The following is a 24,695-nucleotide window of genomic DNA, read 5'->3' as shown; positions in this document are numbered from 1 at the left end:
GGCGCTCGGGCGCCGGTCTGGTACATTATGGTAGCGCTATCAGTATCAGCGTAGATCCGCGGCGGTCAACCGGGCCATTCGAACCGTTTCCATGCCGATTGCATTTACCGTAACCGCAGCATATCCCCGAAACGATGAGCAGACCCAGCCGCAGAAGCCGAGGCACGGTCACCGTCCAGGATGTCGCACGCGCCGCCGGCGTGTCGGCCATGACGGTGTCTCGCGTGGTCAACGGCGGATCCAATGTCAGGGAAACAACCCGCGAGGCCGTCCTCGAGGCGATCGCCAAGCTCAACTATTCGCCCAACAGCGCGGCGCGCAGCCTCGCGGCGGGCGAGGCGACCCAGATCGGCCTGCTCTATTCGAACCCGTCGGCGGCCTATCTCTCGCAATTCCTGATCGGCGCGCTGGCCGCCGCCCGCCGCGCCGGCTGCCACCTGGTGCTCGAGGCCTGCGAAGGCGAGCGTGCCGACGAGCAGGCCGAGGCCACCCGCCAGTTCGCCGCCACCAGCGTCGAGGGCGTGATCCTGCCGCCGCCGCTGTCCGAGGCCGCGCCCGTCCGCGCCGAGCTCGAGACCGCCGGCATCCCCTGGGTCTCGGTCGCCATGGGCTTGCCGCCCGAGCGCAGCCTCAACGTCCGCATCGACGACGCCGCCGCGGCCGCGGCCATGACCAAGCATCTCATCGACCTCGGCCATCGCAGCATCGGCTTCATCCGCGGCAACCCCAACCAGACCTCGTCGGCCGAGCGCCATCGCGGTTTCGTCGAGGCGGTCGAGGCCGCCAGGCTCGACATCAAGGCGATGCCGGTCGAGCAGGGCTATTTCACTTTCCGCTCGGGCATCGTCGCTGCCGAGCGGCTGCTCGACCGCAAGGATCCGCCCACTGCGATCTTCGCCTCGAACGACGACATGGCCGCGGCTGCCGTAGGGGTCGCGCACCGCCGCGGGCTGCACGTGCCGCAGGACATCAGCATCGTCGGCTTCGACGATACCGCGCTCGCCACCACTATGTGGCCCGAGCTGACCACCGTCCGCCAGCCGATCGCCGCCATGGCCGAGAGCGCGCTCACCCTGCTCCTCGCTCGCCTGCGCGCCCACCGTGCCGGCACCACCGACAAGCTTGAGGAGCAGGTCCTCGATTTCGAGCTGATCCAGCGCGAATCCTGCGGCCCGCCCCCGGGCGCGGGCAGGCCGGCGCCGACCAAGCCGGTCCGGCGCTAAAAGTTCCCCTCCCTGCAAGGGAGGGGCTAGGGGTGGGTTAGAAAAGGCCGGGCTCGATGCCCGGCCTTTTCTGTTTAAGTCTGCCGTCCCGCCAGGCGCCTCCGGAAGCCTGAGGCGCAACCCACCCCATCATCAGGTGAACAGCGCCCCGCGCTGTTCAAGCCATGCCGGGGGCATGACCGGCCTGATGATCCTCCCTTCCAGGGAGGGGAGCATAAAGGCTTGGCCCCCGGCCCAAACAGGTCCAGCATGACAACGCGGGACAGAGTCGCTCCTCCGGTGTAACCCCACTTGCTTTTCCCGTCGGATCGAGCCACCGTTACCGCTAACAATGCCGCCCGGACGGGGCCGCGATGGAGGGGATAGAGCGAATGAATGATACGGCGCAGAAGGCCAATATCGGCCTGATCGGCGCCATCGTCGCGGTGGCGACGATCGGCGGCCTGCTTTTCGGCTATGACAGTGGCGCAGTGAACGGCACGCAGGACGGGCTCAAACACGCCTTCGCGCTCGACGAGGCCGGGCTCGGCTTCACCGTCGGCTCGCTGCTGATCGGCTGCGTGTTCGGCGCATTCTTCGCCGGCACGCTCGCCGATTCGATGGGCCGCCGCAACGTCATGCGCCTTGCCGCTTTGCTCTTCCTCGGCGGCGCGCTCGTCCAGGGCTTCGCGCACGATCACACGATCTTCGTCATCGCCCGCATCATCGGCGGCGTCGCGGTCGGCGCCGCCTCGGTGCTGTCGCCCGCCTATATCTCCGAAGTCGCCCCCGCGAACATCCGCGGCCGGATGACGACGGTGCAGCAGATCATGATCATCTCGGGCCTCACCGCCGCCTTCGTGGTCAATTATTACCTCGCCCAGGCCGCCGGCAGCTCGCTCGGCCAGCTCGGCGGGATCGAGGCATGGCGCTGGATGTACCTGATGCAGGCGATCCCCGCCGGCGTCTTCCTCATCGCTTTGTTCTTCATCCCGGAGAGCCCGCGCTACCTCGTCGCCAAGCAGCGCAACCCCGAAGCGCTGAAGGTGCTCACCAGCCTGTTCGGCGCGACCGAGGGCGGCCTCAAGCTCGCCGAGATCCAGGCCAGCTTCTCGACCGATCACCGTCCGCGCCTCGCCGACATCTTCGCGCCGGGCGGCTTCCTCGGCATCCGCGCGATCGTCTGGGCCGGCCTGCTGCTCGCGGTGTTCCAGCAGCTCGTCGGCATCAACGTGATCTTCTATTATGGCGCCACCCTGTGGCAGCTCGCCGGCTTCACCGAGAATGACGCGCTGCTGATCAACATCGTCTCGGGCGCCGTCTCGATCGCCGCCTGCTTCATCACCATCGCGGTGATCGACAGGATCGGGCGCAAGCCGCTCCTGCTGATCGGTTCGGCCGGCATGGCGATCACCCTGTTCGTAATGGTTTTTGCCTTCAGCCAGGGCACGCTGGTCGATGGGAAGCTCGTTCTCTCGAAGGAGATGGGCATGGTCGCGGTGATCGCCGCCAATCTCTATGTGGTCTTCTTCAACGTCAGCTGGGGGCCCGTGATGTGGGTGATGCTCGGCGAGATGTTCCCCAACCAGATCCGCGGCTCGGCGCTGGCGGTCTGCGGCTTCGCGCAGTGGGGCGCCAACTATGTCATCGCCCAGACCTTCCCGAGCATGGCCAAGTGGAGCCTCACCGGCGCCTACACCTTCTACGCCGTCTGCGCGGTGATCAGCTTCTTCCTCGTCCAGAAGTTCATCCACGAGACCAAGGGCAAGGAACTGGAGGCGATGGAGGGATAAGAGAGGGGAGGGGGAACCCTCCTTTCTCCTTCTTCGTCATCCCCGCGAAGGCGGGGATCCAGAGTAACGAAGCGACGTCGTTCTTGGCTCTGGATCCCCGCCTGCGCGGGGATGACGCGTATTTGACCTGGAGTGATTAGATGACCACCCGCCAACCCGTCCGTCCGTTCCGCTCGCGCGAATGGTTCGCCGCGCCCGGCCGCGCCGACATGGCCGCGCTCTATCTCGAGCGCTTCATGAACTACGGCATCACCCCGGAGGAGCTGACCAGCGGCAAGCCGATCATCGGCATCGCCCAGTCCGGGTCCGACATCGCCCCGTGCAACCGCATCCATCTCGAGACGGTGAAGCGCGCCCGCGCCGGCATCCTCGCGGCGGGCGGCGTGCCGATGGAGTTCCCGCTCCACCCGATCTTCGAGAATTGCCGTCGCCCCACCGCGGCGCTCGACCGCAATCTCGCCTATCTCGGCCTGGTCGAGATCCTCAACGGTTATCCGATCGACGCCGTCATCCTCACCACCGGCTGCGACAAGACCACGCCCAGCTCGCTGATGGCCGCTTCCACCGTCGATATCCCGGCGATCGTCCTGTCGGGCGGCCCGATGCTCGACGGCTGGCACGAAGGCGAGCTGGTCGGCTCGGGCACCGTCATCTGGCGCAGCCGCCGTAAGATGGCCGCGGGCGAGATCGACGAAGCAGAGTTCCTCAAGCGCGCGATGGAAAGCGCGCCCTCGTCGGGCCATTGCAACACCATGGGCACCGCCTCGACGATGAACAGCATCGCCGAGGGCCTCGGCATGTCGCTCCCCGGCTGCGCGATGATCCCCGCGCCCTATCGCGAGCGCGGCCAGATCGCCTATGAGACCGGCAAGCGCATCGTCGAGATGGCCTATGAGGACCTGCGCCCGTCGAAGATCCTGACCAAGGCGAACTTCCTCAACGCGATCAAGCTGCTCACCGCGATCGGCGGCTCGACCAACGCCCAGCCGCACCTCGTCGCCATGGCGCGCCATGCCGGCATCGAGATCACCCCGGATGACTGGCGCTCGGGCTATGACCTGCCGCTCGTCGTCAACATGCAGCCGGCGGGCGAATTCCTGTCGGAGCGCTTCCACCGCGCCGGCGGCATCCCCGCGGTCCTCACCGAGATGCTTGCCAATGGCGCGCTCGACGGCTCGGTGATGACCTGCACCGGCAGGACGCTGGCCGAGAACGTCTCCGGCCACGGCGTCACCGATCGCGCGGTGATCTTCGATTGGGACAAGCCGCTCAAGGATAAGGCCGGCTTCCTCGTCCTGTCGGGCAACCTCTTCGACATCGCGATCATGAAGACCAGCGTGATCGGCGAGGATTTCCGCGCCCGCTATCTCTCGCGCCCCGGCCATGAAGGCGTGTTCGAGGGGCGCGCGATCGTGTTCGACGGCTCGGACGACTATCACCACAACATCAACGATCCGGCGCTGAACATCGACGAGAACTGTATCCTCGTCATCCGCGGCTCGGGACCGATCGGCTGGCCCGGCTCGGCCGAGGTGGTCAACATGCAGCCGCCCGATCACCTGATCCAGAAGGGCATCATGTCGCTGCCGACGCTCGGCGACGGCCGCCAGTCGGGTACGTCGGACAGCCCCTCGATCCTCAACGCCTCGCCCGAGAGCGCGGCGGGCGGCGGCCTCGCCTGGCTGCGCACCGGCGACGTGATCCGCGTCGATCTCAACAACGGCACCTGCGATGCGCTGGTCGACGCCGAAGAGATCGCCCGCCGCAAGGCCGAGCCCGCCCCGCCGATCCCGGAGAGCAACACCCCCTGGGAAGAGCTCTACCGCGAAAAGGTCGGCCAGCTGGGCGAGGGCGGCGTCCTCGACTTCGCGCTCAAGTACCGCAAGACCAGCGAGAAGGTCCCCCGGCATAACCACTGACCCCCTCATAATTCCTCCCCCAGCTCGCTGGGGGAGGGGGACCGCCCGCGAAGCGGGTGGTGGAGGGGCCCGCCGCGAAGACGGCGTCCCGCCGCCCCCTCCCCGAGACAAGCTCGGGTAGGAATGGGTTCTCCTCCCCACCCAAACCATCATCCCATCCCCAATCGTGCCCCCAACCGTCATCCCGGCGAAAGCCGGGATCTCAGGCGAAGGCGCGCACCGCCACCCTAAAGCCGTCACCCCCGCCTTGTGCCGGGGTCCACGGTGCCGCACCGACAATCCGTCGAGCCTCCCGTCCACCGCTCGCCTCCCGGTGGACCCCGGAACAAGTCCGGGGTGACGAAGAAGGGGAGGGCGGTCGCCCCCCCAACCGCCATCCCACCCCTCAACCATCATCCCGCGCGCCCAAACCGTCATCCCGACGAAAGTCGGGATCTCAGGCGAAGGCGCGCAACCCTCACCCCAAACCGTCACCCCCGCCTCGTGCCGGGGTCCACGGTGCCGCACCGACAACCCTTCGAGCCTCCTGCCCACCGCCCGCCTACCGGTGGACCCCGGAACAAGTCCGGGGTGACGAAGTAGGGCATGACGCAAGCGTTTGCCCCCACGCCCCAACCGCGCCAAACACCGCCCATGCAACCCCTCGACAACCCCATCTGGACCGCGCTCACCACCAGCCAGCGCCACCTCGCTCGCGGCAAGCCCCCGGCGCTCCGCTACGACCAGGACCACGCCATCTTCGCCGCCACGCCGGACCATGGCCCGCAAGCCCTCGCCGCGCTGGCCGCGCTCATTTCCGAGACCGGACCGGCCATCATCGCCGAAGCCGCGCCGCTGCCGCCGGTCCCGGGCACGCTCGTCCAGAAGCACCGCATGGCCGTCCAGATGGTCGCAGAGCATCCGGCCCCAGCGGACGCCGATCTTGCCTTTCTCGATCTGGGCGATGCCGACGCGGCCGAAATGCTCGCGCTCGCCACCCTCACCGAGCCCGGTCCTTTCTTCACCCGCACCCACGCGCTCGGCCGTTTCATCGGAATCCGCCGCGCCGGCAGGCTGGTCGCGATGGCCGGCGAGCGCATGGCGGTCCCTGGATACGCGGAAGTGAGCGGTGTCTGCACGCACCCCGATTCCCGCGGCCAGGGCCTTGCCGGGCAGCTGATGCGCGTCGCCGCCGCCCGCATGGTCGCGCGCGGCGACACGCCGTTTCTCCACGCTTATGCCGACAATGCAGGCGCGATCGGGCTGTACGAGCGGCTCGGCTATCGCTGGCGCGCCGACATCCACATCACGGTGCTCGCGCCTGCCTGAGGCGGACACCTGCCAACTTCCGGGGCGGATTCAGTCCGCGGGCGCCTGCTCGCGTCCGATCTCGATCAGCTCGGCCAGCACTTCGCGGGCGTGCAGCAGCTTCTCGTCGCCCATCCGGGTCAGCAACTCGGCATCGATCGCCTCGCGCGCCGCCTTCTGGGTGTCCGCCGCGGCCTGGCCGCGTTCGGTGAGCGTCACGGTCAGCCGGCGCCGGTCCTCGGCATCGACCTGCCGCTCGAGATAGCCGCGCAGCACCAGCGCATCGACCAGCTGCCCCGCCGCCTGCTTGGAGACGCGCAGCTCGCGGATGATCTGGCTGAGCGGCGCCTCGCCCAGCGCCAGCGCGCCGATCACGTACAGGCCGTTGCCGGGGATGTCGTCATAGCCCCGCGCGGCCAGCGCCGCCCGCATCGCCGCGCCATAGGTGTGCCGGGCATGGCGGAGCAGCGCAGGCAGCGCGACTTCGAGGAGCGGAGAGGGGGTATCGTCGGACATGGGACAAGCTTCCTTTGGCCATCCCTGCGAAGGCGGGGATCACAAGGATCGCTTTACAGTCCAAAATATTGATAGTCAATTAAATTGACTAAATGCCCCGCCCAAATGCCCTTCCGGCGTAACCTTAGCCAACTTAACTGTCCGCTTCAGACCCCTTCGCGGACCAGCGTCCCCGCCACCCCGGGCACCGAGACCCGGAAGGAGAACAGGTCCCCCGCCCGCGGGTTCGCCGCCTTGGCCTCGGCGGAGAGGTGCTTGTTGGCGGTGGTGGCATAGACCGTCTTGAGCTCGGGCCCGCCAAAGGCGACCTTGGTGATCGCGTCGACGGGAAACTCCACGATCTCAAGCAGTTCGCCGGCCGGCGAATAGCGCCGCACCGCCGATCCCATGTACAGCCCGATCCACAGGCAGCCCTCGGAATCGACCGTCGGCCCGTCGGGATAGCCCTGGTCGTTGGGGATGCGGGCGAATTCGCGCCGGTTGGTCAGGCTGCGGTCCTCGGCGACGTCGCAGGCATGGATCACCCCGCCCAGCGTATCGACATGGTAGAGGGTGCGGCCGTCCGGGCTCAGCGCCGGGCCGTTGGTGATCGAATAGGGCGGGCTGGAGGGCACGCACAGCCCGTCCTCGCCCAGCCGGTGGATCATGCCGGTATCGGCCGCCTCGGCATCGTCCATCGTCCCGAACCACAGCCGGCCATCGGGGCAGACGGTGCCGTCGTTCAGCCGGTTGCCGGGCAGATGCGGCTCGGGGTCGGTGAGGGGGGTGAAGCTGCCGTCCACGGGGTCGAAATGGGCGAGTCCGGTCTGCAGCCCGGCGACGAAGCCGCCGCGCTCGGCCGGCAGCACGAAGCCCACCTGCGCCGGCGCGTCCCAGCTGCTTTTGTCCCCGGTTTCAGGGTCGTAGCGATAGACCTTGTGGCCCTTGATATCGACGAACCACAGCGCGGCGTCGCGCGCCACCCAGACCGGCCCTTCGAGCAGCGGCGCGGCAAGCGGCCAGACACTCTCCGGTGCCGACGTCACCACGCTCATCGCTTACCTCCAGCCTGCGTCGACGAAATACTCATGGCCCGTGATAAGCCGTGCGTCGTCGGAGGCAAGGAACAGCGCCATCGCCGCGATGTCGTCGGGCACCAGCCGGTCCTTGAGGCACTGCGCCTTGACGATCTGGGCCTCACCCTCGGGCGTGTACCACTTCATCTGGCGCGGGGTCCTCACATTGCCCGGCACGATGCAGACCGAGCGGATATTGTCCGGGCCCAGCTCGCGGGCGAAGCTGCGGGTCATGCCCTCGATGCCGGCCTTGGCGGTCTGGTAGAGCGTCAGCCCCTCCAGCGCGAGGTGCCAGGAGATCGAACCCAGGTTGATGATCACCCCGGCGCCCTTGGCCTTCATCCCCGGGATCACCGCCTGGGCGCAGAAGAACAGGTGGCGCAGGTTCACGTTGAGCCGGTTTTCCCAATAGTCTTCCGTCACTTCCTCGATGGTGTGGCGGTCGTCATTGGCGGCGTTGTTCACCAGGATGTCGAAGCTGCCGAAATCCTCGATCAGCTGGGCGATCTTCGCCTTGGCACCCTTGATGTCGGTCAGGTCGACATTCTCGTAGACCGGCGCCTGGCCGATCCCCGAAAGGCTGGCGACCAGCTGCTGCGAATCCGCATCGGCGATGTCGAAGAAGGTGACGTCGGCACCCTGGCGGACAAAGCCTTCGACCAGCCCCGCGCCGATCCCCGAGCCGCCGCCGGTGATCAGCACGCGCTTGCCCTTCAGGCTGGGATAGATGGCACGCTGATCGCGAGTCTGGGTCACGTGCATGGGATCAGCTTCCGACATGAGAATGAATTACCTTGGAAAAACATAAGGGGGTGGCCGCTCGCGGCGCTCACAGCAGGCCGCGGCCCGCCAGGTTGCGCATCAGCTCGCGAATGCCGAAGGTCCAGGGCGCTGCGGCCTTGGAGGTGGTGACCCGGTTGACCAGCGCGCCGAGCTTGGGGCTCGAGATGCGCACTACGTCGCCGTCCTTGTGGGTGAAGCCGCGGCCGACATGGTCGCGGTCCTGGATCGGCGCGAACAGCGTGCCGAGGAACAGCGCGAAGCCATCCGGATATTGATGCTCGCTCAGCGTCTGGCGGATCAGGTCCGTGGGATCGCGGCTGATCTGGCTCATCTTGTTGGTGCCCTCGAGCCGGTAGCCCTCGGGCCCGTCGATGACCAGGTCGACCTCGGCCGCGCGGACATCGTCCATCGTGAAGCCGGCGTCGAACAGGCGGATGAACGGCCCGATCGCGGTCGAGGCGTTGTTGTCCTTGGCCTTGCCGAGCAGCAGCGCACTGCGCCCCTCGAAGTCGCGCAGGTTGACGTCGTTGCCGAGCGTCGCGCCGCGCGGCGTGCCGGTCTTGTCGACGATCAGCACCACCTCGGGCTCGGGATTGTTCCAGTCGCTGTCCGAGCGCACGCCGATATCGGCGCCCGCGCCCACCGCAGAGAGGACCGGCGCCTTGGTAAACACCTCGGCATCGGGCCCGATCGCCACTTCGAGATATTGCGACCACATGCCCGCCTCGATCAGCGCGGCCTTGAGGTTCGCCGCCTCGGGCGTGCCCGGCACCACCGAGCGGATGCCCGATCCGACCTTGGCTTCCAGGTCGCCACGGATCTCGTTCGCCTTGTCGGCGTCGCCGCGCGCGCGCTCCTCGATCACCCGCTCGATCGCCGAAAGCGCGAAGGTCACGCCGCACGCCTTGACGCATTGCAGGTCGATCGGCGCGAGCAGGGCAAGGCCGTTATCGCTACCAAGTTCGGACACGGCACCGATGTCGGTGCCGGTCACGCTTGCGGGGTCGGCAAGGTCTAGCAGGTCGGACACGGTCGCAGCACTGGCCGAGACGTCATAGATTCGTCCGCCGCGGAGGATCACGGGGCTGGGGCCCGCTTCCGTCAGGACACGGCCAACCAGAATTGCCTGCTCATGATCGGCAGGCAGCATTTCCGCCGGGGACGCTTTCAAAATCCTCTCGCCTCGATATTAGCTTGTGATAGCGCTACCATGCCGGGGCGCGGGTAGCGCTGTCAAGCGTGTCGCGCGGCTTTAGGGGTTATTTCGGAACCGCTTCCAGCAGCGCGACGATCTCGCCGACGATCTCGGCGGGCGGGCGCATCGTCCCGCCCGTGCTGGCATGGACCATCTGCCAAGGTCCCAACAGCCCCGCCTCGACGATCGACTCGTAATTGCCGCGCACGCGCTGCTGGAGCGCGACATCGGCCTCATATTCGTCGAAGCTCTTGCTCGTGTAGCTGCGCTCGGCCTTTTGCAGGATCAGTGCGCGGGCCAGCTCCCAGGGCGTGTTGAGATAGATGGAGAGGGCCGGGACGGGCAGGGCGAACTGGCCGGTCTCCAGCGCCAGGATCCACTCCATCAGCGCGCGGCTCTCCTCCGCCGGCACGCGCGCACCCTGATAGGCCATGTTCGAGGCGACATAGCGGTCGAAGATCAGCACGTCATGGGCTGCGACGGCCTTCAATATCTCGGCGCGCCACTCGAAGCGGTCGAGCGCATAGAGGGTCGCGGCGGCATGCGGGCTCACCGGCACGGGCATGTCGCCCGCCAGATAGCGGCCGATCGTCACGCCGGCGACGGTCTCGCCATAGCGCGGGAAGCCGATCACCGTGGCGGTCTTGCCTGCGGCCTGGAGCGTCTCGCAGAGCAGCCTGGAGGTGGTGTTCTTGCCGACGCCGTCGGCGCCTTCGATCGCGACAATGATCCCCATGGGCCCGCGCCCTAGCACGGGCGCCGCGATCAGAGGAAGACGGCGGAGACGATCGCGGCGAGGCTCGACGGATCGCAATCGTCGAGCGGGATTTCCATGTCCGGATTGACGCTATAGCCGATCATCCGCCCGTCGCGGCCCGAAGCGACCGAGAGCAGCCGCCAGCCTTCGCCTTCGCGCAGCGCCGCAAGGCCGCCGGGGAGCGGCAGGCGATCGGGATCCGCGACCACCGTCGCCTGGGCGGGCAGCCCGCCGCCCAGCGTCGCGCGGCACACCTTGAGCCCAAAGGCGCGCGGCCCGGCGATATGCGGCGCCTCGACCGTCTCGCCGGTCGGCTGGTGGCCGATCAGCCCCTGGGGCAGCGGCATGCCGAAGATCGGCAGCAGGCGGATTGCGCTCACAGGCGTGCCCGGCAGGGGCAGCGGTACCGCCGCTGGAGCGGAAGCGACAGGCACCTCCTCGTTCAGTGCCGCGACCAGCTCCGCGATGCGCTCGCGGGTGCGCGCGATGCGCGTCTCCGGATTGGCGATGGTGGCGAGAAAGGCATCGAGCGTCCCCGCGGCGTGGCGCTGCTCCACTTCGGCGCGCAGTCCCGCTTCGTCGGCGACGTCGAACAGCGCGAACAGCGCGGTCTGTACCGCCATGTTCCAGCGGGCGAACGGCTTCTGCGCATTCTCGACCCGCGAGAGATTGACCGGCGGCAGGCCATAGTCGCGCTCGATCACCGCGATGGTCAGCGCCGGGTCGAGCGTGCGACGGGCACGCAGCGCGGCGCCGAGCAGCACTGCGAAGCGCTCCTCGTCCTGGTCGAGCGCGGCACCGTCGCTGAATGGCTCGGCCCAGGCGGCGATGTCGAAATCGGGCGCGTCGATGTCGATCAGCAGGTCGGTCGGTGCCAGATCGAGCGCGGCGGCGACGCGGCGCAGCTCGTCCGGGCGCGCCACGACTTCGCCGCGTTCGATCTTCGAAAGACGAATATAGGGAATCTCGGGGATCTTGGTCGAAAGGCGTAGCAGCTTGGCAAAGCCGCGCCACTGGCGCTGCTCGCGCACCCGGTTGGGGAAGACAATGGCACGATAGAAGTCGATCATGGGTTGGCCTGCGGATCCCGTCCGCATCTTACCCTTCCCGTTCGCGCTTGCCATGCCGATTCCCCAGAGACTCGGCGTACCTTGAAGCAATTCAAGGATAATACAAGGTAAACGGGGTTTCGTTAATGGAATGATCCGGCCGACTGGCTGCCGGAAAGCAGGCCGCAGGGACCCGTCGGATCGAGGTCCAGGATCATCGCCAGCGTGCTCTCGCCGATGGCGTGGCGCAGCAGCCAGCCTTCGGCCGAAGGAGCCGGATGATCGGGGGCGAAGGCCACGCCGGTGCCGTCGGTGATCACGCCGAGCGCGGCGGGCGGGCTCGGCCAGCGGCCGGCGAGATAGTCGAGCAGCGCGGCGGCGGCGTCCTGCAGCGCGCCCTCGTCGCTATCCTCGGGACAGAAGGCATCGGGCGCGGCCGAGATCGCCGCAACGCGCTTGAAGTCGTGCCGGCGCCACCAGATCAGGTGGATCTGGCCGTCGGCTGTCGCTTCCAGGCCCAGGATCAGGTCATTGCCGGCGGGCAACAGCGGCTGGGCCAGACGCGCCGCGTCCTGCGCGAGCGCGGTCAGGCGACGGTTGGGGCGCGGCAGGGATCCCTGTGCCTCTCCGCTGCCGTTCCAGTCGTAATTGCGATGCATCGGTTCCTCCTACCCTCTCAGGGGCATTATAGGATGGGGTTGGAAACGCCGGGCGTTCCGATGCGATCAGTGGAGCGAGGCGGTCGAGGGCGCCGGGGCGACGGTGAGCTGGACCGCTTCGACGCGCTCGCCCTGCTGGGCGGCGGTGGCGATGACCGGCGACAGCGTGGACGGGTCCACGGCGCGGACGCTCGCCAGGCGGTTGTGCGGCAGGCTGGCGTCCGGGAGGATCGGCGTGGTGCGCGCGGCCGGGGCCGGGCGACGCTTCGGGGTGCCGGGCTGGCCATATTCGGCCATCACGGCGAAGCGCGGATCCTTGGCTGCGATCTCGGCGATCGCCTTTGCGGCGCGCTTGGTGATCTGGCGGACGCGCTCCTTGGTCACGCCGGTGTCGAGTGACAGGTCGTCGAGCGTGGCGGTCTGGAACACGCGGCGCTCCACGATCTCGCGGTCACGGGCCAGCTTGGCCTCGAGCTTCTCCAGCTCGGCGGGATCGATGCCATGGGTGGCGGAGCGCAGGCGCGGACCCTCGGCGCGGCGCAGCGCGGCTTCGGCGCGCTTCGGGCGGGGACGGCGGCGAAGCGCCTCGACACCGACCTTGCGGAGCTGGTCGACATAGGCGTCGATGAGTTCGGAGACGGCACCCTCGGCGAGATAGTCCGATGCGGCGGCCTCGGTGCGGGCCAGGGCATCCTCGTCCTCGATCATCGCCTCGGGCGAGATCTCGTCGCCGTCCGGCGAGGTGGCAAGGGCGCTGAGCGAGACGGTAGTGGCTTCGACCTTCTTCGCCGACGGGCGCTGGTCGGTCATCAGGCGGAAGCGCAGGCTCTGCAGCTCGCCGCGGATCTGCCAGTTCACGAAGGTGGTGAACTGCGCCTTGGCCGGGTCATAGGCCTCGATGGCGCGGTGCACGGCGATGGCGCAGCACTGCTCGGCGTCTTCCCAGTGCGCGGTCAGGCCGTACTGGCGGACGAAGTGGCGGATGCGCGGGGCGATCAGCTTGAGGATCTGGGCGAAGGCACGATCGACATAGACACGCTGGCGGTTGCTGCGAGCGGCGCCGTCTTGCGGCGTATTCTCGATGACGGTGGCGACGGCTGCTTCCAGCGCGATCGTGATCTTCGACATTGCAAATCCCCTGTTTCGTCGACTGCCGGTTTCGGCCGCCGCTGACAGGGGCAACATGGTCTCTAATCCTTTAACAGAACCCTTAAATTCCTATATGTAGTCCTACCAATCGTGGAATCCCTCTAAGGCTCCACGTTAACCATAAAAGTCGGAAAATATGTGTTTTTATCCGGTTTTCCGCGCCTCGAAGGCTGCGGCAAAAACATTATAGGATAAAAAAATTTACCCTGCGAACTGTTCCGGACGGATTCTGCGATCAATGAATCCGAGCAGCCATTGGCGGTGCGCCTGAGTCGCGTTGCCCGCCGCGGCGATTCGTTGTTCGGCCGCGCCGCCGCCGATCTGGGCGGCCAGCAGCATGCGGGCGCGGCCCGGCTCGATCCCGCCGGCAAGGAACTTCCTGGCGTCGCCCAGGCCGAGGTGATGCGAGAGATAGGCCGACTTGGCCAGCGTCTCGGCATCGGTGTTCACGCGGATGCCCGATTGCTCGAGCCGGGTGAGGTTGACCTTGGCGAAGTCGGCGACCGCCAGGATCGAGGCCTGGCCGTCATAGCGCAGCGCCAGCAGCTCGCTGCGCGCGCCGGGCATCACCTTGCCGCGCCCGTCGAGCCAGCCGCGCTCGCCGGCGACCTGGTTGAGCCAGGTGCCCGAGGTCTCGGCGAGATGCTCCCAGGTGCCGCTCAGGAACTGGCCGAGGCCGGCAGCGCTCGAGCGCGGGTTGCGCGACATGGTGTTCCAGCTGCCGTCCCGGCCCTTGGCCGCCTCGGCATCGACGATCGCGGCGAGCGCGGTCGCGGGGATGCCGGTCCGCGCCTCGGCCATGGCGAGGGCAGGGGCGAAGCGGCTGTTGGCGCCGAGCGCGAGACCGGAGTCCACCGCGCCCTTGGCGGCCGAGACGGTCGCGTTGGTGCTCATCATCGCCGCCATCCGGCGGCTGCCCTGCTCGGCGGAATCGCCGATCGCGTCGCGCAAATCCTCGACGCAGTCACTGGCGAAGCTCGCGCTGGCGGGCTTCTGGTGGCACGAGCAGGCACAGGCGCAGTGGCAGCCCTGGGCGGCGCCCGGCTGCACGCCGTTCTGCTTGCCGAGCAGCTCGAGCAGCGAATCCCCGGCCAGGCCGTTCTGGCCGATGCCGCCATTCTTCTTGTCGTCGCGGTCGCCATCGCCGAGCGCGGCGCGCCACAACCGGCTGGCGAGCTCAGTCTGCGCCTCGCTATAGATCACCTTGGCGCGGTTGGCCGGGCTCAGCGATGCGAGTTCTGCGCGCGGGATCATGCGTTGCGCTCCGCAGCGCGGCGCGCGATGACCAGCTTGGCGGCGGCGATATCGTCGATCATCGCCTGCTCGGCGCCGGCGGCGACGCGCTCGGCTTCGTCCTTGAACCGGCCGGCGGCGCCTTCGATCGCGCGCATCGTGCCATAGACCTCGACGGCCTGGGCGCGCAGCGTGGTCAGCCGCACATTGGCAAGCTGGGACTGCTGGTCGAGCCGGGCGCGCTCCGCCTTCATCCGTAGCCGCCAGGCGTCGCTGGCGACCGGCACGGTGAGGGCGAGCGCGCGCTCCTCGCGCATGCGGATCTCGTGCGCCAGGGTCTGCTGGTCCAGCGTGGTGATCGTCTCGACCTCGACGCTGATCGATACCTTCACGGCATCGACCTCGCGGCGCTTGACGCGCAGCGCAGTATCGAACGGGGTCATTCGCCCATCTCCATGCTCAGCGCGACGACTTCGCCAAGCGCCGCGAAGGCGGCGTCGGCACTGCCCTGGTCGTTCTTGCCCTGGTTGAGCATCGCCTCGATGCGCGGGGCGAGCGCCACTGCGCGGTCGACCTCGGGCGAGGACCCGGCCTTGTAGGCGCCGAGCCGCACCATCTCTTCCATGTCGGAATAGGTGGAGAGCAGCTTGCGCGCGCCGACACGGATGTCGTTCTGCTCGTCGTTCATGCAGTGCGGCAGGGTGCGCGACACCGACTTGAGGATGTCGATCGCCGGATAGCGGCCGCGCTCGGCGATCGCGCGGCGCATCACGACGTGGCCGTCGAGGATGCCGCGCACCGCGTCGGCGACCGGCTCGTTATGGTCGTCGCCATCGACGAGCACGGTGAACAGCCCGGTGATCATGCCCTTGCCCGGCTCGCCGGGGCCGGCACGCTCGAGCAGCCGGGGCAGCTCGGCGAAGACGGTGGGGGTATAGCCCTTGGTCGCCGGCGGCTCGCCTGAAGCAAGGCCGATCTCGCGCTGCGCCATGGCGAAGCGGGTGACCGAGTCCATCAGGCACAGCACGTTGAGCCCCTGGTCGCGGAAATGCTCGGCGACGGCGAGGGTGGTCCAGGCGGCCTGGCGGCGCATCAGCGCCGGCTCGTCCGAGGTGGCGACGACGACGACCGAGCGGGCCATGCCCTCCGGCCCCAGATCGTCCTCGATGAATTCCTGCACTTCGCGGCCGCGCTCGCCGATCAGGCCGATGACGGCGACGTCGCACTGGGTCCAGCGCGCAAGCATCGAGAGCAGCACCGACTTGCCGACGCCCGAGCCCGCGAACAGGCCGAGGCGCTGGCCGCGGCACAAAGGCACGAACAGGTCGAGCGTGCGCACGCCCGTCTCGATCCGCTCGGCGACGCGGGCGCGGTTGGCGGCGGCGGGGGGAGGGGCCTTGATCGGCTGCGGGTCGGCGCCGTTGGGCAGCGGGCCGAGCCCGTCCACCGGCTGGCCGAGGCCGTTGATCATCCGGCCGAGCCAGGCCTGGGAGGGGCGGACGCTGAACTGGCCGGCACCGAGCTCGGCACGCGCGCCCAGGCCCACGCCCTGCGGGTCCACGAAAGGAAGGCACAGGGCGACTTCGCGGTCGAGCGCGGTCACTTCGGCCTGGACGATGCCATTGGGCGAGGTGATCTCGATGCGGCTGCCGATCTGCGCGGCACCGGCGAGCCCTTCCACTTCGATCAGCGCGCCGCGCACGGCGACGACCCGACCGAAGCGGCGGTCGGGGATCATGTCCCGGATCGCACGGGCTGCGCTGGCAAGCGTCTGCACCTTATAGGTCCTCAGGCCGCCTGCTGGGCGATGACGGCGTCCTCGAACGCGATCACTTCGCGCGCGCTGGCGAGCGCCTTGTAATATTCGCCCTGGGCGATCTCGCCGGCGAAGCGGATGCAGGCCGCCTTGGCCTCCTGCGTCTCGAACGCGCCGATCAGCGCGCCGACCAGGCCGACCACGGTGTCGTGGTGGCTGTCACGGCTGGCCGGGTCGATATAGGCGAGCATGGCGGAGAAATAGAGCTGGCGCGCCGGGGTGGTCGCTTCCTCGGGGCGCATGATCTCGCGGCCGCGCAGGATGGACACCTTGTTCTCCACGGCGATCTGGGTGCGGCCCACCGCACGGATCACCGCGCCGTTGACGATCGCCTTCTCGCCGTCGCGAAGGGTGATGCGGAGCATTGGGATACAGCCTTTCGTTCGTTTGGCTGCATTATAGGATGCCTTTCGCATCACCGGCGCCGCACCCGGCAATTTTTGCCCAGCACGATCTTTTTGCACGTCCTTCGGCGCTCTCCGCTTTCCTTATCCTACAATTGGGGCGTGGGCCTGCGCGCGTTTCGCGGGCATCGAGGGAGTATACGTCTTGAGCCTCTATTCCGCTCTCTACGCCGGCGTTTCCGGTCTCAACGCGCAGTCCAGCGCGATGGCAGCGGTTGCCGACAACATCACCAACATCAACACCATCGGCTACAAGGGCGTCGAAGCCCAGTTCAAGACGATGGTCACGGACGGCCGCGCCCGTTCCAGCTATTCCGCCGGCGGCGTCGTCGCCGCGCCGACCGCGATGATCTCGAAGCAGGGCATGATGCAGGCCTCGAGCAGCAGCACCGACATCGCCATCGACGGCAAGGGCTTCTTCGTCACCCGCACCGCCTCGGGCGGCCAGGGCGAAGTCGCCTTCACCCGCGCTGGCTCGTTCCGCGCCGACGAGGAAGGCTTCCTCAAGAACCCGGCGACCGGCCTGTACCTCTATGGCTATCGCCTCGATGCCGAGGGCAAGTACAACAACACCGGCAACATCGACGATCTCGAAGCGATCCGCGTCAGCGACCTGACCGGCACCGCCGCGGCGACGTCGCGCATCCAGGCCCGCATCAACCTCAACACCGCGACCGAGGTTTCGCCGGCCGCTGCCGGCTACACTAAGGGCGACCTGGCGAAGTATGCGGCGAACAGCAGCTACACGCCGAAGACCGAGAACCAGTTCCAGCGCTCGTTCACCGTCTATGACCAGCAGGGCGGTTCGCACACGCTGAACATGGCCTTCATCAAGACCGGCCCGAACGCGTGGAAGGCGGAAGTCTATTCGGTCCCGGCCAGCGACATCATGGACACCAGCGTGACGCCGGCGGTGCCCAGCACCAGCGGCCTCATCGCCGGCGGCGACGTCAACTTCAAGCCGGACGGCAGCCTCGACCTTCCGTCGGGTAGCTGGCTGAACAGCGCGCTGAACGTCACCTATGCCAACCAGGCATCCTCGGTGCCGATCAAGCTCGAACTTGGCAGCGACGGCAAGATCGACGGTCTCACCCAGTTCGGCCAGCCGAGCTCGCTGATCTCGGGCAATACCGATGGCGGCACGCTGGGCAACCTGTCGCAGATCGAGATCACCAAGGAAGGCGTGGTCAACGCGGTGTTCGACGACGGCACCACCCGTGCCGTGTTCCAGCTCCCGCTGGCGACCTTCCAGAACCCGGACGGTCTCACCCGCGTGTCGGGCAACGCCTATACGGCCAGCCGTACCTCGGGCGGCTTCACGCTGAACGAGCCGGGCGAGCTGGGCGCGGGCGCCATCGCGCCGAACTCGCTCGAAGCCTCGACGGTCGATCTCGCCAGCGAGTTCACCAACATGATCCGCTTCCAGCGTGCGTACAGCGCGTCGTCGAAGATCATCACGACGGTCGACGACATGCTGCGCGAAGTCAGCGACCTGAAGCGCTAAATATCGAAGCATTTTCCAGTCGGGCGGAATCGCCCGGCGGCTCGGAAAATGCGGAAGGCAAAATTGAGCGTGATCTGATCCCGGTCGGATCACGCTCAAGACTGAACGCAGGGGATCATGGGACTCAACGACATTCTCGGTACCGCGATCACCGGCCTGAACGCTGCTCAGGCCGGTCTTCGCTCGGTTTCCAACAACATCGCGAATGTCGGGGTGGCCGGCTATGCGCGCGAGCGCGTCAGCCTCACCACGGGCGTGGTCGGCGGACAGGTCAGCGGCGTGGTGGTGGGCGAGCCCACCCGCGTCGCCGACAAGTTCCTCGAAGCGACGGTCTATAGCCGCGCGGGCGATTTCGGCCGCTCGGAAGTGGTCTCCAACTATCTCGATCGCATGCAGGCGCTGCTCGGCCAGCCCGGCAGCAAGTCCGGCCTGTCCGCGCGCCTCGACGACGTCTCGGCCTCGGCCGTGGCGATGACGGGTTCGCTCGCCTCCACGCAGACGGTGGCACAGTTCACCAACGACGTGCAGGACGCGATCACCTCGATGCAGCAGATGGACAAGGACGTGTCCCAGCTGCGCTCCGACGTGGAGTCGGAAGTCGGCTATTCGGTCGACAAGATCAACACGCTGCTCCAGCGCATCCACGACCTGAACGGCACCATTGCCCAGGCGACCGGCCTCGGCCGCAGCGCCGGCGGTGCCGCCGACCAGCGGATGAGCGCGCTCGAGGAACTGAGCGGCATGATGCAGGTGAACATCCGCGAGCAGCCGGACGGCCGCGTCTCGATCGAGACCGCCAATGGCCAGACCCTGCTCGACAAGCGCCTGCGCCAGCTCAACTATCCGAGCAGCGGCTCGGTCTCGCAGGCCACCTATCCCCCGATCGAGATCCGCCTTGCCCAGCCCGATGCGGCGACGGGGGACAAGATCGATTCCGCCGCGATCGGCGGCAAGCTCGGCGGCCTGCTCGATCTGCGCGATCGTGCGCTGCCGGCGGTCCAGGAGCAGCTCGGCACGCTGTTCACCGGCCTGTCCCAGGCGCTTAACGCAGTTTCGAACGCCAGCAGCACCGTGCCGCCGCCCGCCAGCCTCACCGGCCGCAACAGCGGCCTGGTCGGCACCGACCGGCTGGGCTTCACCGGCGCGGCCACCTTCGCGGTGACCAAGGCCGACGGCACGCTCGTCGCCAGCACCAAGGTCGATTTCGACGCGCTCGGCCCGACCGCGACGGTCGATGACATGGTCAGCGCGATCAACTCGGGCCTGGGCGGCGCCGGCACGGCGAGCTTCGTCGACGGCAAGCTGACCATCACCGCGGCGGGCGCCGGCAACGGCGTGGCGATCGGGCAGGACGCGACCAAGCCCAGCGCGCGCGCCGGCCAGGGCGTCTCGCAATATTTCGGCCTCAACGATCTCGTCCGCAGCGATAGCAGTTCGCTGGTCCCCTCGGGTCTCGCAAGCAGCGACCCCCATGGCTTTGCTGCGGGCGAGACGGCGCAGATCGTCCTGCGCGACAGCTCGGGCCGGGCGCTGACCAGCTACACGCTGTCGCCCGCCGCCGGCGGCACCGTCGGCGATATGGTCAGCGATCTCAACGCCAGTCCGCTTGCCAATTTCGGCACCTTCTCGCTCGACGATGCCGGCCGCATGCGCTTCCAGCCTTCGGCGAACGTCGCGGGCGCGACGCTGTCGATCCCGGCGGACTCGACCAACCGCTTCGGCACCGGCCGTTCCTTCTCGCAGATGATGAACCTCACCGGCGCATCGAGCGGGCTCGGCATGGCGCAGGTGCGGCCGGAGATTCTCGCCGATCCGTCGAAGCTCGGGCTTGCCCAGCTGCAGGACGTCGCGGTCGGCGCCAAGGCGCTCGGCTCGGGCGACACGCGCGGCGCGACTGCCTTCGTCAACAAGCTCGGCAGCGCGATCGATCTCGGCAAGGACGGCAAGTCCACCGTCGATGCCTTTGCCAGCAACCTGATGGGCAAGATCGGCCTCGACGCCAACCAGGCCCAGGGACGGCTCGCCGATGCCTCGGCGCGCAGCGCCGATGCGATCAACCGCCGCGACAGCTTCGCGGGCGTCAATATCGACGAGGAACTCTCGCAGATGGTGGTGCTGCAGAACAGCTATTCGGCCGCTGCGCGGGTGATCTCCACCGCCAACGACATGTACGACACGCTCCTCGGCATGCTCCGCTAAGGGCCAGAAAGAAGGGAAGACCCATGACCCGCGTCGCCACCATTCCGCTCCAGAGCACCATGTCCAGCGCGATCATGCGCGCGCAGGAAAGGCTCGCCAACACCCAGACCCAGCTCTCGACCGGCAAGAAGGCCGCGACCTTCGCCGATCTCGGCACCGAGTCCGTGCGCAACCTGTCGGCCCATACGCTGCTCGCGCGCCAGGAAGCGCAGTCGACTGTCTCGAAGCGTGTCGGCACCACGCTCTCGCTCTACCAGGCGAACATGGAAGGCATCGAGGACGCTACCACGGACTTGCGCTCCAGCCTGATGAACGCCGTCGGCACCGGCGATGCCGCCGGCCTGCAGGAAGCGATCCAGCAGGCGTTCGACCAGTTCCGCACCTCGCTCAACGCCTCGGAGGGCGGCACGCCGCTGTTCGGCGGCAGCCAGATCGACCAGCCGCCCTTCTCGGTGGACACGCTCGCCGATGCGGTCGCCACCCCGGGTAGCGCCGCCTTCCACAACGACACGGTGCGCGCCAATGCCCGTGTCGGGGAAGGCGTGGACGTCAAGTACGGCGTCGGCGCCAGCGAGATCGGCGCCAATCTCTATGAGGCGTTCCGCACGCTCGGCGGTGCCGGCGCGATCGGCACCAAGCTCACCAGCACCCAGCTCGACGCGGTCAAGCAGGCGGTGAGCCAGCTTGATACCGGCCTGGGCGACCTGCGCGCCGTCAACGCGGAGAATGGTCGCAAGCAGAACCAGGTCGACACGCTGACCTCGCGCGGCGAGGAGCGCGGGCTGGTGCTCAAGAACGTGATCCAGGAGAATGAGGACGCCGATCTCGGCCAGGTCGCGATCGACCTTGCCCAGCAGAAGAGCGTGCTCGAGGCGAGCTATTCGGTCTTCGCCCAGCTCTCGGGCCTGAACCTCACCGCCTATCTGAAATAGGCCTCGCCTTCGAACGCAAGGATGGACCCCGGAGGACACTGTCTTCCGGGGTTTTTCTTTTCCCGGTGGCATGCCTAGAATACCGCCTCCTGGTTGGGGGGCTTCATGCTGCTGCTATCGTGGATACTGCTGGCACAGGATGCCCTCCCGCCGGTCAATCGCGCCAGGATATTCCCGCTCGAATGGGCGGATTCGTCCAAATTCGCCGATATGGCGCCATGCAGCTTGCGGCCGGTCGCGTTCGACTTCACCAAGTCGCGCACGTCTCTGAGCAAGGGCTATATTCGCGGCGATACCGATCTTCGCTATGCCTTATCTGGTCTCGGCCCGGATCCTTTCGGACCCCGTCATCACGCGCGAGGTGCATGAGGGGCTGTCGAACTACTCGACCTTTGCGGCATCCTTTCCACATGCGGCAAGCGAGGTCCGGCTTGGCACGGATCATATGGGCCTCGACCGCGAGAGCCGGAGCATCATCGTGCTGATGGTGTCGGAGAAACCGGTCGAGTCGATCGAATGCGATGCCTTTGCCACGCAATAGAGCGCCTCAGCGCCGCAGGGCGCTTGGAATGTAGGATCCTGCCTGATCGGCTCGAGCGGCCGGATTTGAACCCGGCCACTCTTTCCATGTGTTGGAAATATAGGATCGCGGCTGCGTAATAATAGTACGCGCCGCGTCCTCGCTGTGTACGACCTTCGCGATGTTTGGGGCGCGGAGGCTCAGCCCCCGGCGTCGAGCAGGTCGCCGATCGAGCCTGCCGGGCTCGCCTCGGGGATCGCGCCGATCGCGGCATCGAGCTTGGCCGGATCGATCTTGTCGATGCTCGCGGTCAGCATGTCGAAGGCGCCGGCGGTCGGCTGGCCCTTGAAGGCCGCGGCATAGCGGCCGTGCAGCCCGCGGAGCTTGTCCTCGCGGTTGAGCATCGCCAGTGCCACGGCATAGCGCAGCACCGCGGCCTGTTGCGGCGCGCCGAGCCCGGCCTTGGCGCCGGGCAGGCTCTTCTCGCTCTCGGTGACGAAGCTGCCCCAATCCTGGGTGCGCCAATGGATCTCGGCGCGCACCGCCGCGCCGTCCGGCACGCCGTCCAGCGCCGCCGCGGCGGCATCGTCCTTGCCGAGGCGATGGAGCGCCACGGCTTCCATCCGCTTGCGATCCCAGCGCATCTGCGGGGAATAGCTCGGCTGCTCGCTGCCCTGCAGCGCCTTGAGCGCCAGGTCCGGGCGGTTGGCGAGGATCTGGAGCATCGCGACGCGTACCGAGAGCGGGCCCTGCGCCACGTCCTGCGCGCGCTGGGTCAGCTGATAGGAGAGCAGCTCGGCGGCGCGGGCATAGAGGCCGGCGGCCTGGAGCCGGTCGGCCAGGCGATTGGCGAGCACGTCGCCGTCGCCGCCCGCCGGGGCCAGCTCGCGGAAATCCCAGTAGAGGCCGGCCGCCTGGGGCAGCGGCACGCCGCTCTCCGGCGCCAGCACCGCGCTCAGCGTCTGCTGGAGCTCGGCGAGCATCGGGCCCGCCTGGCCGCCCAGCTTGAAATAGCGCAGCAGCGTGGCGCCGCTCTTCAGCTCGGCGCGCAGGTCCTGCGCTTCCTTGGCCAGGCCATATTCGATGGTCAGCGCGCGCCGCTCGACCGCGCCGCCGCGCCAGCCGAAGCGCAGCCCGTCGAGCTGCTTGATCGCCTCGGACGGGGCGATCGAATGGCCGGCGATCGACACTTCGATCGCGCCGAGCCGTGCGCCGGCCTTGACTTCGGGCGAACCGGTGAGCGCGGCGCGCTCGAAGCGCAGGCGCGCACCGGGCAGGTCCTTCTGGGCGAGCAGGGCGCGGCCGCGCAGCAGGTTGGCGTCGGGATTGCGGTCGCTGAACAGCTGGAGCCATTGCAGCGCCGGCTGCGGCTGGCCGACATCGATCGCGGCGCCGGCGGCGGCGAGCATGAACGGTACCCGGTCGCGCGGCGCACGGGCATTGATCGCGCCGCGGGCGCATTCGATCTGGCCGACCGCCTCGGGCGCGGCACCCGAATGGGCCAGCGCGCGCATCCGCCAGGCACAGGCCTCGGCATTGCCGGCCAGTTCGGCCGAGCTGAGCGATTCCACTGCCTCGGCATCGCGGCCGAGCAGGGTCAGCGCCGCGCCGCGCGCGAGCTGGAAGGGGGCGACCAGCGCGAGGTCGGGATCGGCGAGGCGCATCGCCTCGAGCACGCCCATCGCCTCGCCGCCGCGGTCCGTGGCGATCAGGCCCTTGGCATAGTTCCAGCGGATCGACTGGCGCGTGTCCGGCGTCGCGGTGGCGAGCTGGTGCCAGGCCTCGGTGCCGGTCACGCCGCTCCAGCCGTCGCCGCCGGTGATCATCGGCATCTGGGCGAGGGTGGCGGCGAAGCGGGGCAGGGCGACGCTCGGGATCGTCGTGGCCGGCGCGGTGGCTGCGCTAGGCGTCGCGGCAGGCGCCGGCGTGCCGTGGGGCGGGACGGTCGGCGCGGTCGTGGTGGCGCCGGCGGCAAGCGCGAGGAACAGGGTACGCATCAGCCGAGCCCGAACGGCCGGATGATGATCACGGCGACGCTGCCGCCGATGCAGGCGAGCAGGAACAGGACGGCCTGCATCATCGGCAGCCCGGCCTTGGCCGCTGGTGCCGCGGCGGGTGCCGACGGGCGCACGACTTCGGCCGTGCCCTCGATGGTGGTCCGCACTTTGGGGCCCGCATCACGGACGACACGCATCTTTCCCGGGCGCTGATCGTGGCTCAACTCATCACCTGCTCGCTGATTCCATTCTATTATAGAGGGGTGGGCGCTGTTGCGGCGTCGGGTAACGGATTCGGAAGGACGAGATGTTGCGACGCGAAACGCTGGTTGCGCTGGGTCTGGCGGCATTGCCGCTGGGGGGCGGCGCGCAGGCTTCGGGCGGTGGCGGTGGCGCTGCCGGCGAAGGGCTGCATCTCGTGACGATGGACGAAGTCACCGTGCCGATCATCGATTCCGATCGGGTGAACGGTGCGCTGCGCTTCAAGCTGGTGATCGACGCCGGCTCGGCCGAGGTCGCGACGAAGCTGAACGGCGAGATGCCGGTGCTGCGCGCCGCGACGGTCGCCGCCGGGCTCGAGTTCGCGCGGCTCAACGCCTCGGCGCTGCGCGCGGTCGATGCCCAGCAGCTCGACCATGACCTCACCGCCGCGCTCAAGGTCGCCGAGCCCGGCCTGGTCCGCGTGCTGATCGTCGAGGTCGAAGCCCGCACCGGCTGAACCCTTTC

At 68.1% G+C, this 24,695-nt stretch carries 23 protein-coding genes; 9 read left to right on the top strand and 14 right to left on the bottom strand.

What is annotated here, in order from left to right:
• The first annotated feature begins 134 nt into the window (after nt 1-134).
• The 4 genes from ACEN8G_RS13955 to ACEN8G_RS13940 all read left to right on the top strand — a co-directional run bounded on the left by ACEN8G_RS13955 (nt 135) and on the right by ACEN8G_RS13940 (nt 6,222).
• On the top strand, nt 135-1,223 hold the full coding sequence (locus ACEN8G_RS13955) for a LacI family DNA-binding transcriptional regulator (RefSeq protein WP_413416258.1): 1,089 nt from the start codon (nt 135-137) through the stop codon (nt 1,221-1,223).
• 371 nt (nt 1,224-1,594) lie between these two features.
• On the top strand, nt 1,595-2,995 hold the full coding sequence (locus ACEN8G_RS13950) for a sugar porter family MFS transporter (RefSeq protein ID WP_413416257.1): 1,401 nt from the start codon (nt 1,595-1,597) through the stop codon (nt 2,993-2,995).
• A gap of 140 nt (nt 2,996-3,135) precedes the next feature.
• Nucleotides 3,136-4,914, top strand: a complete 1,779-nt coding sequence (locus ACEN8G_RS13945) for an IlvD/Edd family dehydratase (protein ID WP_413416256.1) — start codon at nt 3,136-3,138, stop codon at nt 4,912-4,914.
• 633 nt (nt 4,915-5,547) lie between these two features.
• Nucleotides 5,548-6,222: a GNAT family N-acetyltransferase gene (locus ACEN8G_RS13940; RefSeq protein WP_413416007.1), complete on the top strand. Its 675-nt coding sequence runs from the start codon at nt 5,548-5,550 to the stop codon at nt 6,220-6,222.
• Nucleotides 6,223-6,252: 30 nt separating this feature from the next.
• Here the strand turns inward: ACEN8G_RS13940 and ACEN8G_RS13935 are convergent, their stop codons facing one another.
• The 12 genes from ACEN8G_RS13935 to ACEN8G_RS13880 form a co-directional block, all read right to left on the bottom strand.
• Nucleotides 6,253-6,717, bottom strand: a complete 465-nt coding sequence (locus ACEN8G_RS13935; RefSeq protein ID WP_413416006.1) for a MarR family winged helix-turn-helix transcriptional regulator — start codon at nt 6,715-6,717, stop codon at nt 6,253-6,255.
• Between the two features lie 146 nt (nt 6,718-6,863).
• Nucleotides 6,864-7,751, bottom strand: a complete 888-nt coding sequence (locus ACEN8G_RS13930) for an SMP-30/gluconolactonase/LRE family protein (RefSeq protein ID WP_413416005.1) — start codon at nt 7,749-7,751, stop codon at nt 6,864-6,866.
• Nucleotides 7,752-7,754: 3 nt separating this feature from the next.
• Entirely contained in the window at nt 7,755-8,534 is a 780-nt protein-coding gene (locus tag ACEN8G_RS13925) for an SDR family NAD(P)-dependent oxidoreductase (RefSeq protein ID WP_413416004.1), read from the bottom strand.
• 67 nt (nt 8,535-8,601) lie between these two features.
• Complete coding sequence (locus tag ACEN8G_RS13920; protein WP_413416003.1) at nt 8,602-9,705, bottom strand: fumarylacetoacetate hydrolase family protein; 1,104 nt, start codon at nt 9,703-9,705, stop codon at nt 8,602-8,604.
• A gap of 109 nt (nt 9,706-9,814) precedes the next feature.
• Nucleotides 9,815-10,486: a dTMP kinase gene (locus ACEN8G_RS13915; protein WP_413416002.1), complete on the bottom strand. Its 672-nt coding sequence runs from the start codon at nt 10,484-10,486 to the stop codon at nt 9,815-9,817.
• Nucleotides 10,487-10,515: 29 nt separating this feature from the next.
• Complete coding sequence (locus ACEN8G_RS13910; RefSeq protein WP_413416001.1) at nt 10,516-11,577, bottom strand: helix-turn-helix domain-containing protein; 1,062 nt, start codon at nt 11,575-11,577, stop codon at nt 10,516-10,518.
• A gap of 122 nt (nt 11,578-11,699) precedes the next feature.
• Nucleotides 11,700-12,215, bottom strand: coding sequence for a hypothetical protein (locus tag ACEN8G_RS13905; RefSeq protein ID WP_413416000.1), 516 nt, complete (start codon nt 12,213-12,215; stop codon nt 11,700-11,702).
• Nucleotides 12,216-12,281: 66 nt separating this feature from the next.
• Nucleotides 12,282-13,343: a sigma factor-like helix-turn-helix DNA-binding protein gene (locus ACEN8G_RS13900; RefSeq protein ID WP_413415999.1), complete on the bottom strand. Its 1,062-nt coding sequence runs from the start codon at nt 13,341-13,343 to the stop codon at nt 12,282-12,284.
• A gap of 222 nt (nt 13,344-13,565) precedes the next feature.
• The gene (locus ACEN8G_RS13895; protein WP_413415998.1) at nt 13,566-14,618 is read right to left on the bottom strand and encodes a peptidoglycan-binding protein; all 1,053 of its coding nucleotides are present in this window, start codon (nt 14,616-14,618) and stop codon (nt 13,566-13,568) included.
• A complete protein-coding gene (locus ACEN8G_RS13890; protein ID WP_413415997.1) occupies nt 14,615-15,040 on the bottom strand; it encodes a hypothetical protein in 426 nt (141 codons plus the stop codon). The genes ACEN8G_RS13895 and ACEN8G_RS13890 overlap by 4 nt, the downstream gene beginning before the upstream one ends.
• On the bottom strand, nt 15,037-16,374 hold the full coding sequence (gene fliI / locus ACEN8G_RS13885) for a flagellar protein export ATPase FliI (RefSeq protein ID WP_307120175.1): 1,338 nt from the start codon (nt 16,372-16,374) through the stop codon (nt 15,037-15,039). Before fliI ends, ACEN8G_RS13890 begins: the two co-directional genes overlap by 4 nt.
• A gap of 11 nt (nt 16,375-16,385) precedes the next feature.
• On the bottom strand, nt 16,386-16,778 hold the full coding sequence (locus ACEN8G_RS13880; protein ID WP_307120176.1) for a flagellar biosynthesis repressor FlbT: 393 nt from the start codon (nt 16,776-16,778) through the stop codon (nt 16,386-16,388).
• A 184-nt stretch (nt 16,779-16,962) separates the two neighbouring features.
• Here ACEN8G_RS13880 and ACEN8G_RS13875 point away from each other — a divergent pair, with 184 nt between their 5' ends.
• From ACEN8G_RS13875 to ACEN8G_RS13860, 4 genes are all read left to right on the top strand, one after another.
• Nucleotides 16,963-18,321 (top strand): flagellar hook protein FlgE, encoded by a 1,359-nt coding sequence (locus ACEN8G_RS13875; RefSeq protein WP_413415996.1) that lies wholly within the window; start codon nt 16,963-16,965, stop codon nt 18,319-18,321.
• Nucleotides 18,322-18,438: 117 nt separating this feature from the next.
• Nucleotides 18,439-20,520: a flagellar hook-associated protein FlgK gene (gene flgK / locus ACEN8G_RS13870; protein WP_413415995.1), complete on the top strand. Its 2,082-nt coding sequence runs from the start codon at nt 18,439-18,441 to the stop codon at nt 20,518-20,520.
• A 23-nt stretch (nt 20,521-20,543) separates the two neighbouring features.
• On the top strand, nt 20,544-21,452 hold the full coding sequence (locus ACEN8G_RS13865) for a flagellin (RefSeq protein ID WP_413415993.1): 909 nt from the start codon (nt 20,544-20,546) through the stop codon (nt 21,450-21,452).
• A gap of 307 nt (nt 21,453-21,759) precedes the next feature.
• Nucleotides 21,760-21,993: a hypothetical protein gene (locus ACEN8G_RS13860; RefSeq protein ID WP_413415992.1), complete on the top strand. Its 234-nt coding sequence runs from the start codon at nt 21,760-21,762 to the stop codon at nt 21,991-21,993.
• A 179-nt stretch (nt 21,994-22,172) separates the two neighbouring features.
• On the opposite strand, the gene ACEN8G_RS13855 is transcribed toward ACEN8G_RS13860, so the two are convergent.
• Together ACEN8G_RS13855 and ACEN8G_RS13850 are read right to left on the bottom strand one after the other, a co-directional pair.
• Nucleotides 22,173-23,969, bottom strand: a complete 1,797-nt coding sequence (locus ACEN8G_RS13855; protein ID WP_413415991.1) for a hypothetical protein — start codon at nt 23,967-23,969, stop codon at nt 22,173-22,175.
• Nucleotides 23,969-24,136: a hypothetical protein gene (locus ACEN8G_RS13850; RefSeq protein ID WP_413415990.1), complete on the bottom strand. Its 168-nt coding sequence runs from the start codon at nt 24,134-24,136 to the stop codon at nt 23,969-23,971. Before ACEN8G_RS13850 ends, ACEN8G_RS13855 begins: the two co-directional genes overlap by 1 nt.
• A gap of 140 nt (nt 24,137-24,276) precedes the next feature.
• Here ACEN8G_RS13850 and ACEN8G_RS13845 point away from each other — a divergent pair, with 140 nt between their 5' ends.
• On the top strand, nt 24,277-24,687 hold the full coding sequence (locus ACEN8G_RS13845; RefSeq protein ID WP_413415989.1) for a hypothetical protein: 411 nt from the start codon (nt 24,277-24,279) through the stop codon (nt 24,685-24,687).
• The last annotated feature ends 8 nt before the right edge of the window (nt 24,688-24,695 follow it).

This window comes from Sphingomonas sp. Sphisp66, assembly GCF_047324325.1.
Classification (GTDB): Bacteria; Pseudomonadota; Alphaproteobacteria; order Sphingomonadales; family Sphingomonadaceae; genus Sphingomonas.
Note: the sequence above shows the minus strand (reverse complement) of the source record. Positions and strands in the feature narration are given on the sequence as shown.

Excerpts from the sequence above, each read along its gene's own strand:
- ACEN8G_RS13865 (WP_413415993.1), top strand. The coding sequence starts at position 20,544 with ATGACCCGCGTCGCCACCATTCCGCTCCAGAGCACCATGTCCAGCGCG.
- ACEN8G_RS13920 (WP_413416003.1), bottom strand. The coding sequence starts at position 9,705 with ATGCTGCCTGCCGATCATGAGCAGGCAATTCTGGTTGGCCGTGTCCTG.
- ACEN8G_RS13915 (WP_413416002.1), bottom strand. The coding sequence starts at position 10,486 with ATGGGGATCATTGTCGCGATCGAAGGCGCCGACGGCGTCGGCAAGAAC.
- ACEN8G_RS13950 (WP_413416257.1), top strand. The coding sequence starts at position 1,595 with ATGAATGATACGGCGCAGAAGGCCAATATCGGCCTGATCGGCGCCATC.
- ACEN8G_RS13900 (WP_413415999.1), bottom strand. The coding sequence starts at position 13,343 with ATGTCGAAGATCACGATCGCGCTGGAAGCAGCCGTCGCCACCGTCATC.
- ACEN8G_RS13845 (WP_413415989.1), top strand. The coding sequence starts at position 24,277 with ATGTTGCGACGCGAAACGCTGGTTGCGCTGGGTCTGGCGGCATTGCCG.
- ACEN8G_RS13935 (WP_413416006.1), bottom strand. The coding sequence starts at position 6,717 with ATGTCCGACGATACCCCCTCTCCGCTCCTCGAAGTCGCGCTGCCTGCG.
- ACEN8G_RS13955 (WP_413416258.1), top strand. The coding sequence starts at position 135 with ATGAGCAGACCCAGCCGCAGAAGCCGAGGCACGGTCACCGTCCAGGAT.
- ACEN8G_RS13880 (WP_307120176.1), bottom strand. The coding sequence starts at position 16,778 with ATGCTCCGCATCACCCTTCGCGACGGCGAGAAGGCGATCGTCAACGGC.
- flgK (WP_413415995.1), top strand. The coding sequence starts at position 18,439 with ATGGGACTCAACGACATTCTCGGTACCGCGATCACCGGCCTGAACGCT.
- ACEN8G_RS13925 (WP_413416004.1), bottom strand. The coding sequence starts at position 8,534 with ATGCACGTGACCCAGACTCGCGATCAGCGTGCCATCTATCCCAGCCTG.
- ACEN8G_RS13910 (WP_413416001.1), bottom strand. The coding sequence starts at position 11,577 with ATGATCGACTTCTATCGTGCCATTGTCTTCCCCAACCGGGTGCGCGAG.
- ACEN8G_RS13945 (WP_413416256.1), top strand. The coding sequence starts at position 3,136 with ATGACCACCCGCCAACCCGTCCGTCCGTTCCGCTCGCGCGAATGGTTC.
- ACEN8G_RS13930 (WP_413416005.1), bottom strand. The coding sequence starts at position 7,751 with ATGAGCGTGGTGACGTCGGCACCGGAGAGTGTCTGGCCGCTTGCCGCG.
- ACEN8G_RS13890 (WP_413415997.1), bottom strand. The coding sequence starts at position 15,040 with ATGACCCCGTTCGATACTGCGCTGCGCGTCAAGCGCCGCGAGGTCGAT.
- ACEN8G_RS13905 (WP_413416000.1), bottom strand. The coding sequence starts at position 12,215 with ATGCATCGCAATTACGACTGGAACGGCAGCGGAGAGGCACAGGGATCC.
- ACEN8G_RS13895 (WP_413415998.1), bottom strand. The coding sequence starts at position 14,618 with ATGATCCCGCGCGCAGAACTCGCATCGCTGAGCCCGGCCAACCGCGCC.
- ACEN8G_RS13860 (WP_413415992.1), top strand. The coding sequence starts at position 21,760 with ATGCCTTATCTGGTCTCGGCCCGGATCCTTTCGGACCCCGTCATCACG.
- ACEN8G_RS13855 (WP_413415991.1), bottom strand. The coding sequence starts at position 23,969 with ATGCGTACCCTGTTCCTCGCGCTTGCCGCCGGCGCCACCACGACCGCG.
- ACEN8G_RS13940 (WP_413416007.1), top strand. The coding sequence starts at position 5,548 with ATGCAACCCCTCGACAACCCCATCTGGACCGCGCTCACCACCAGCCAG.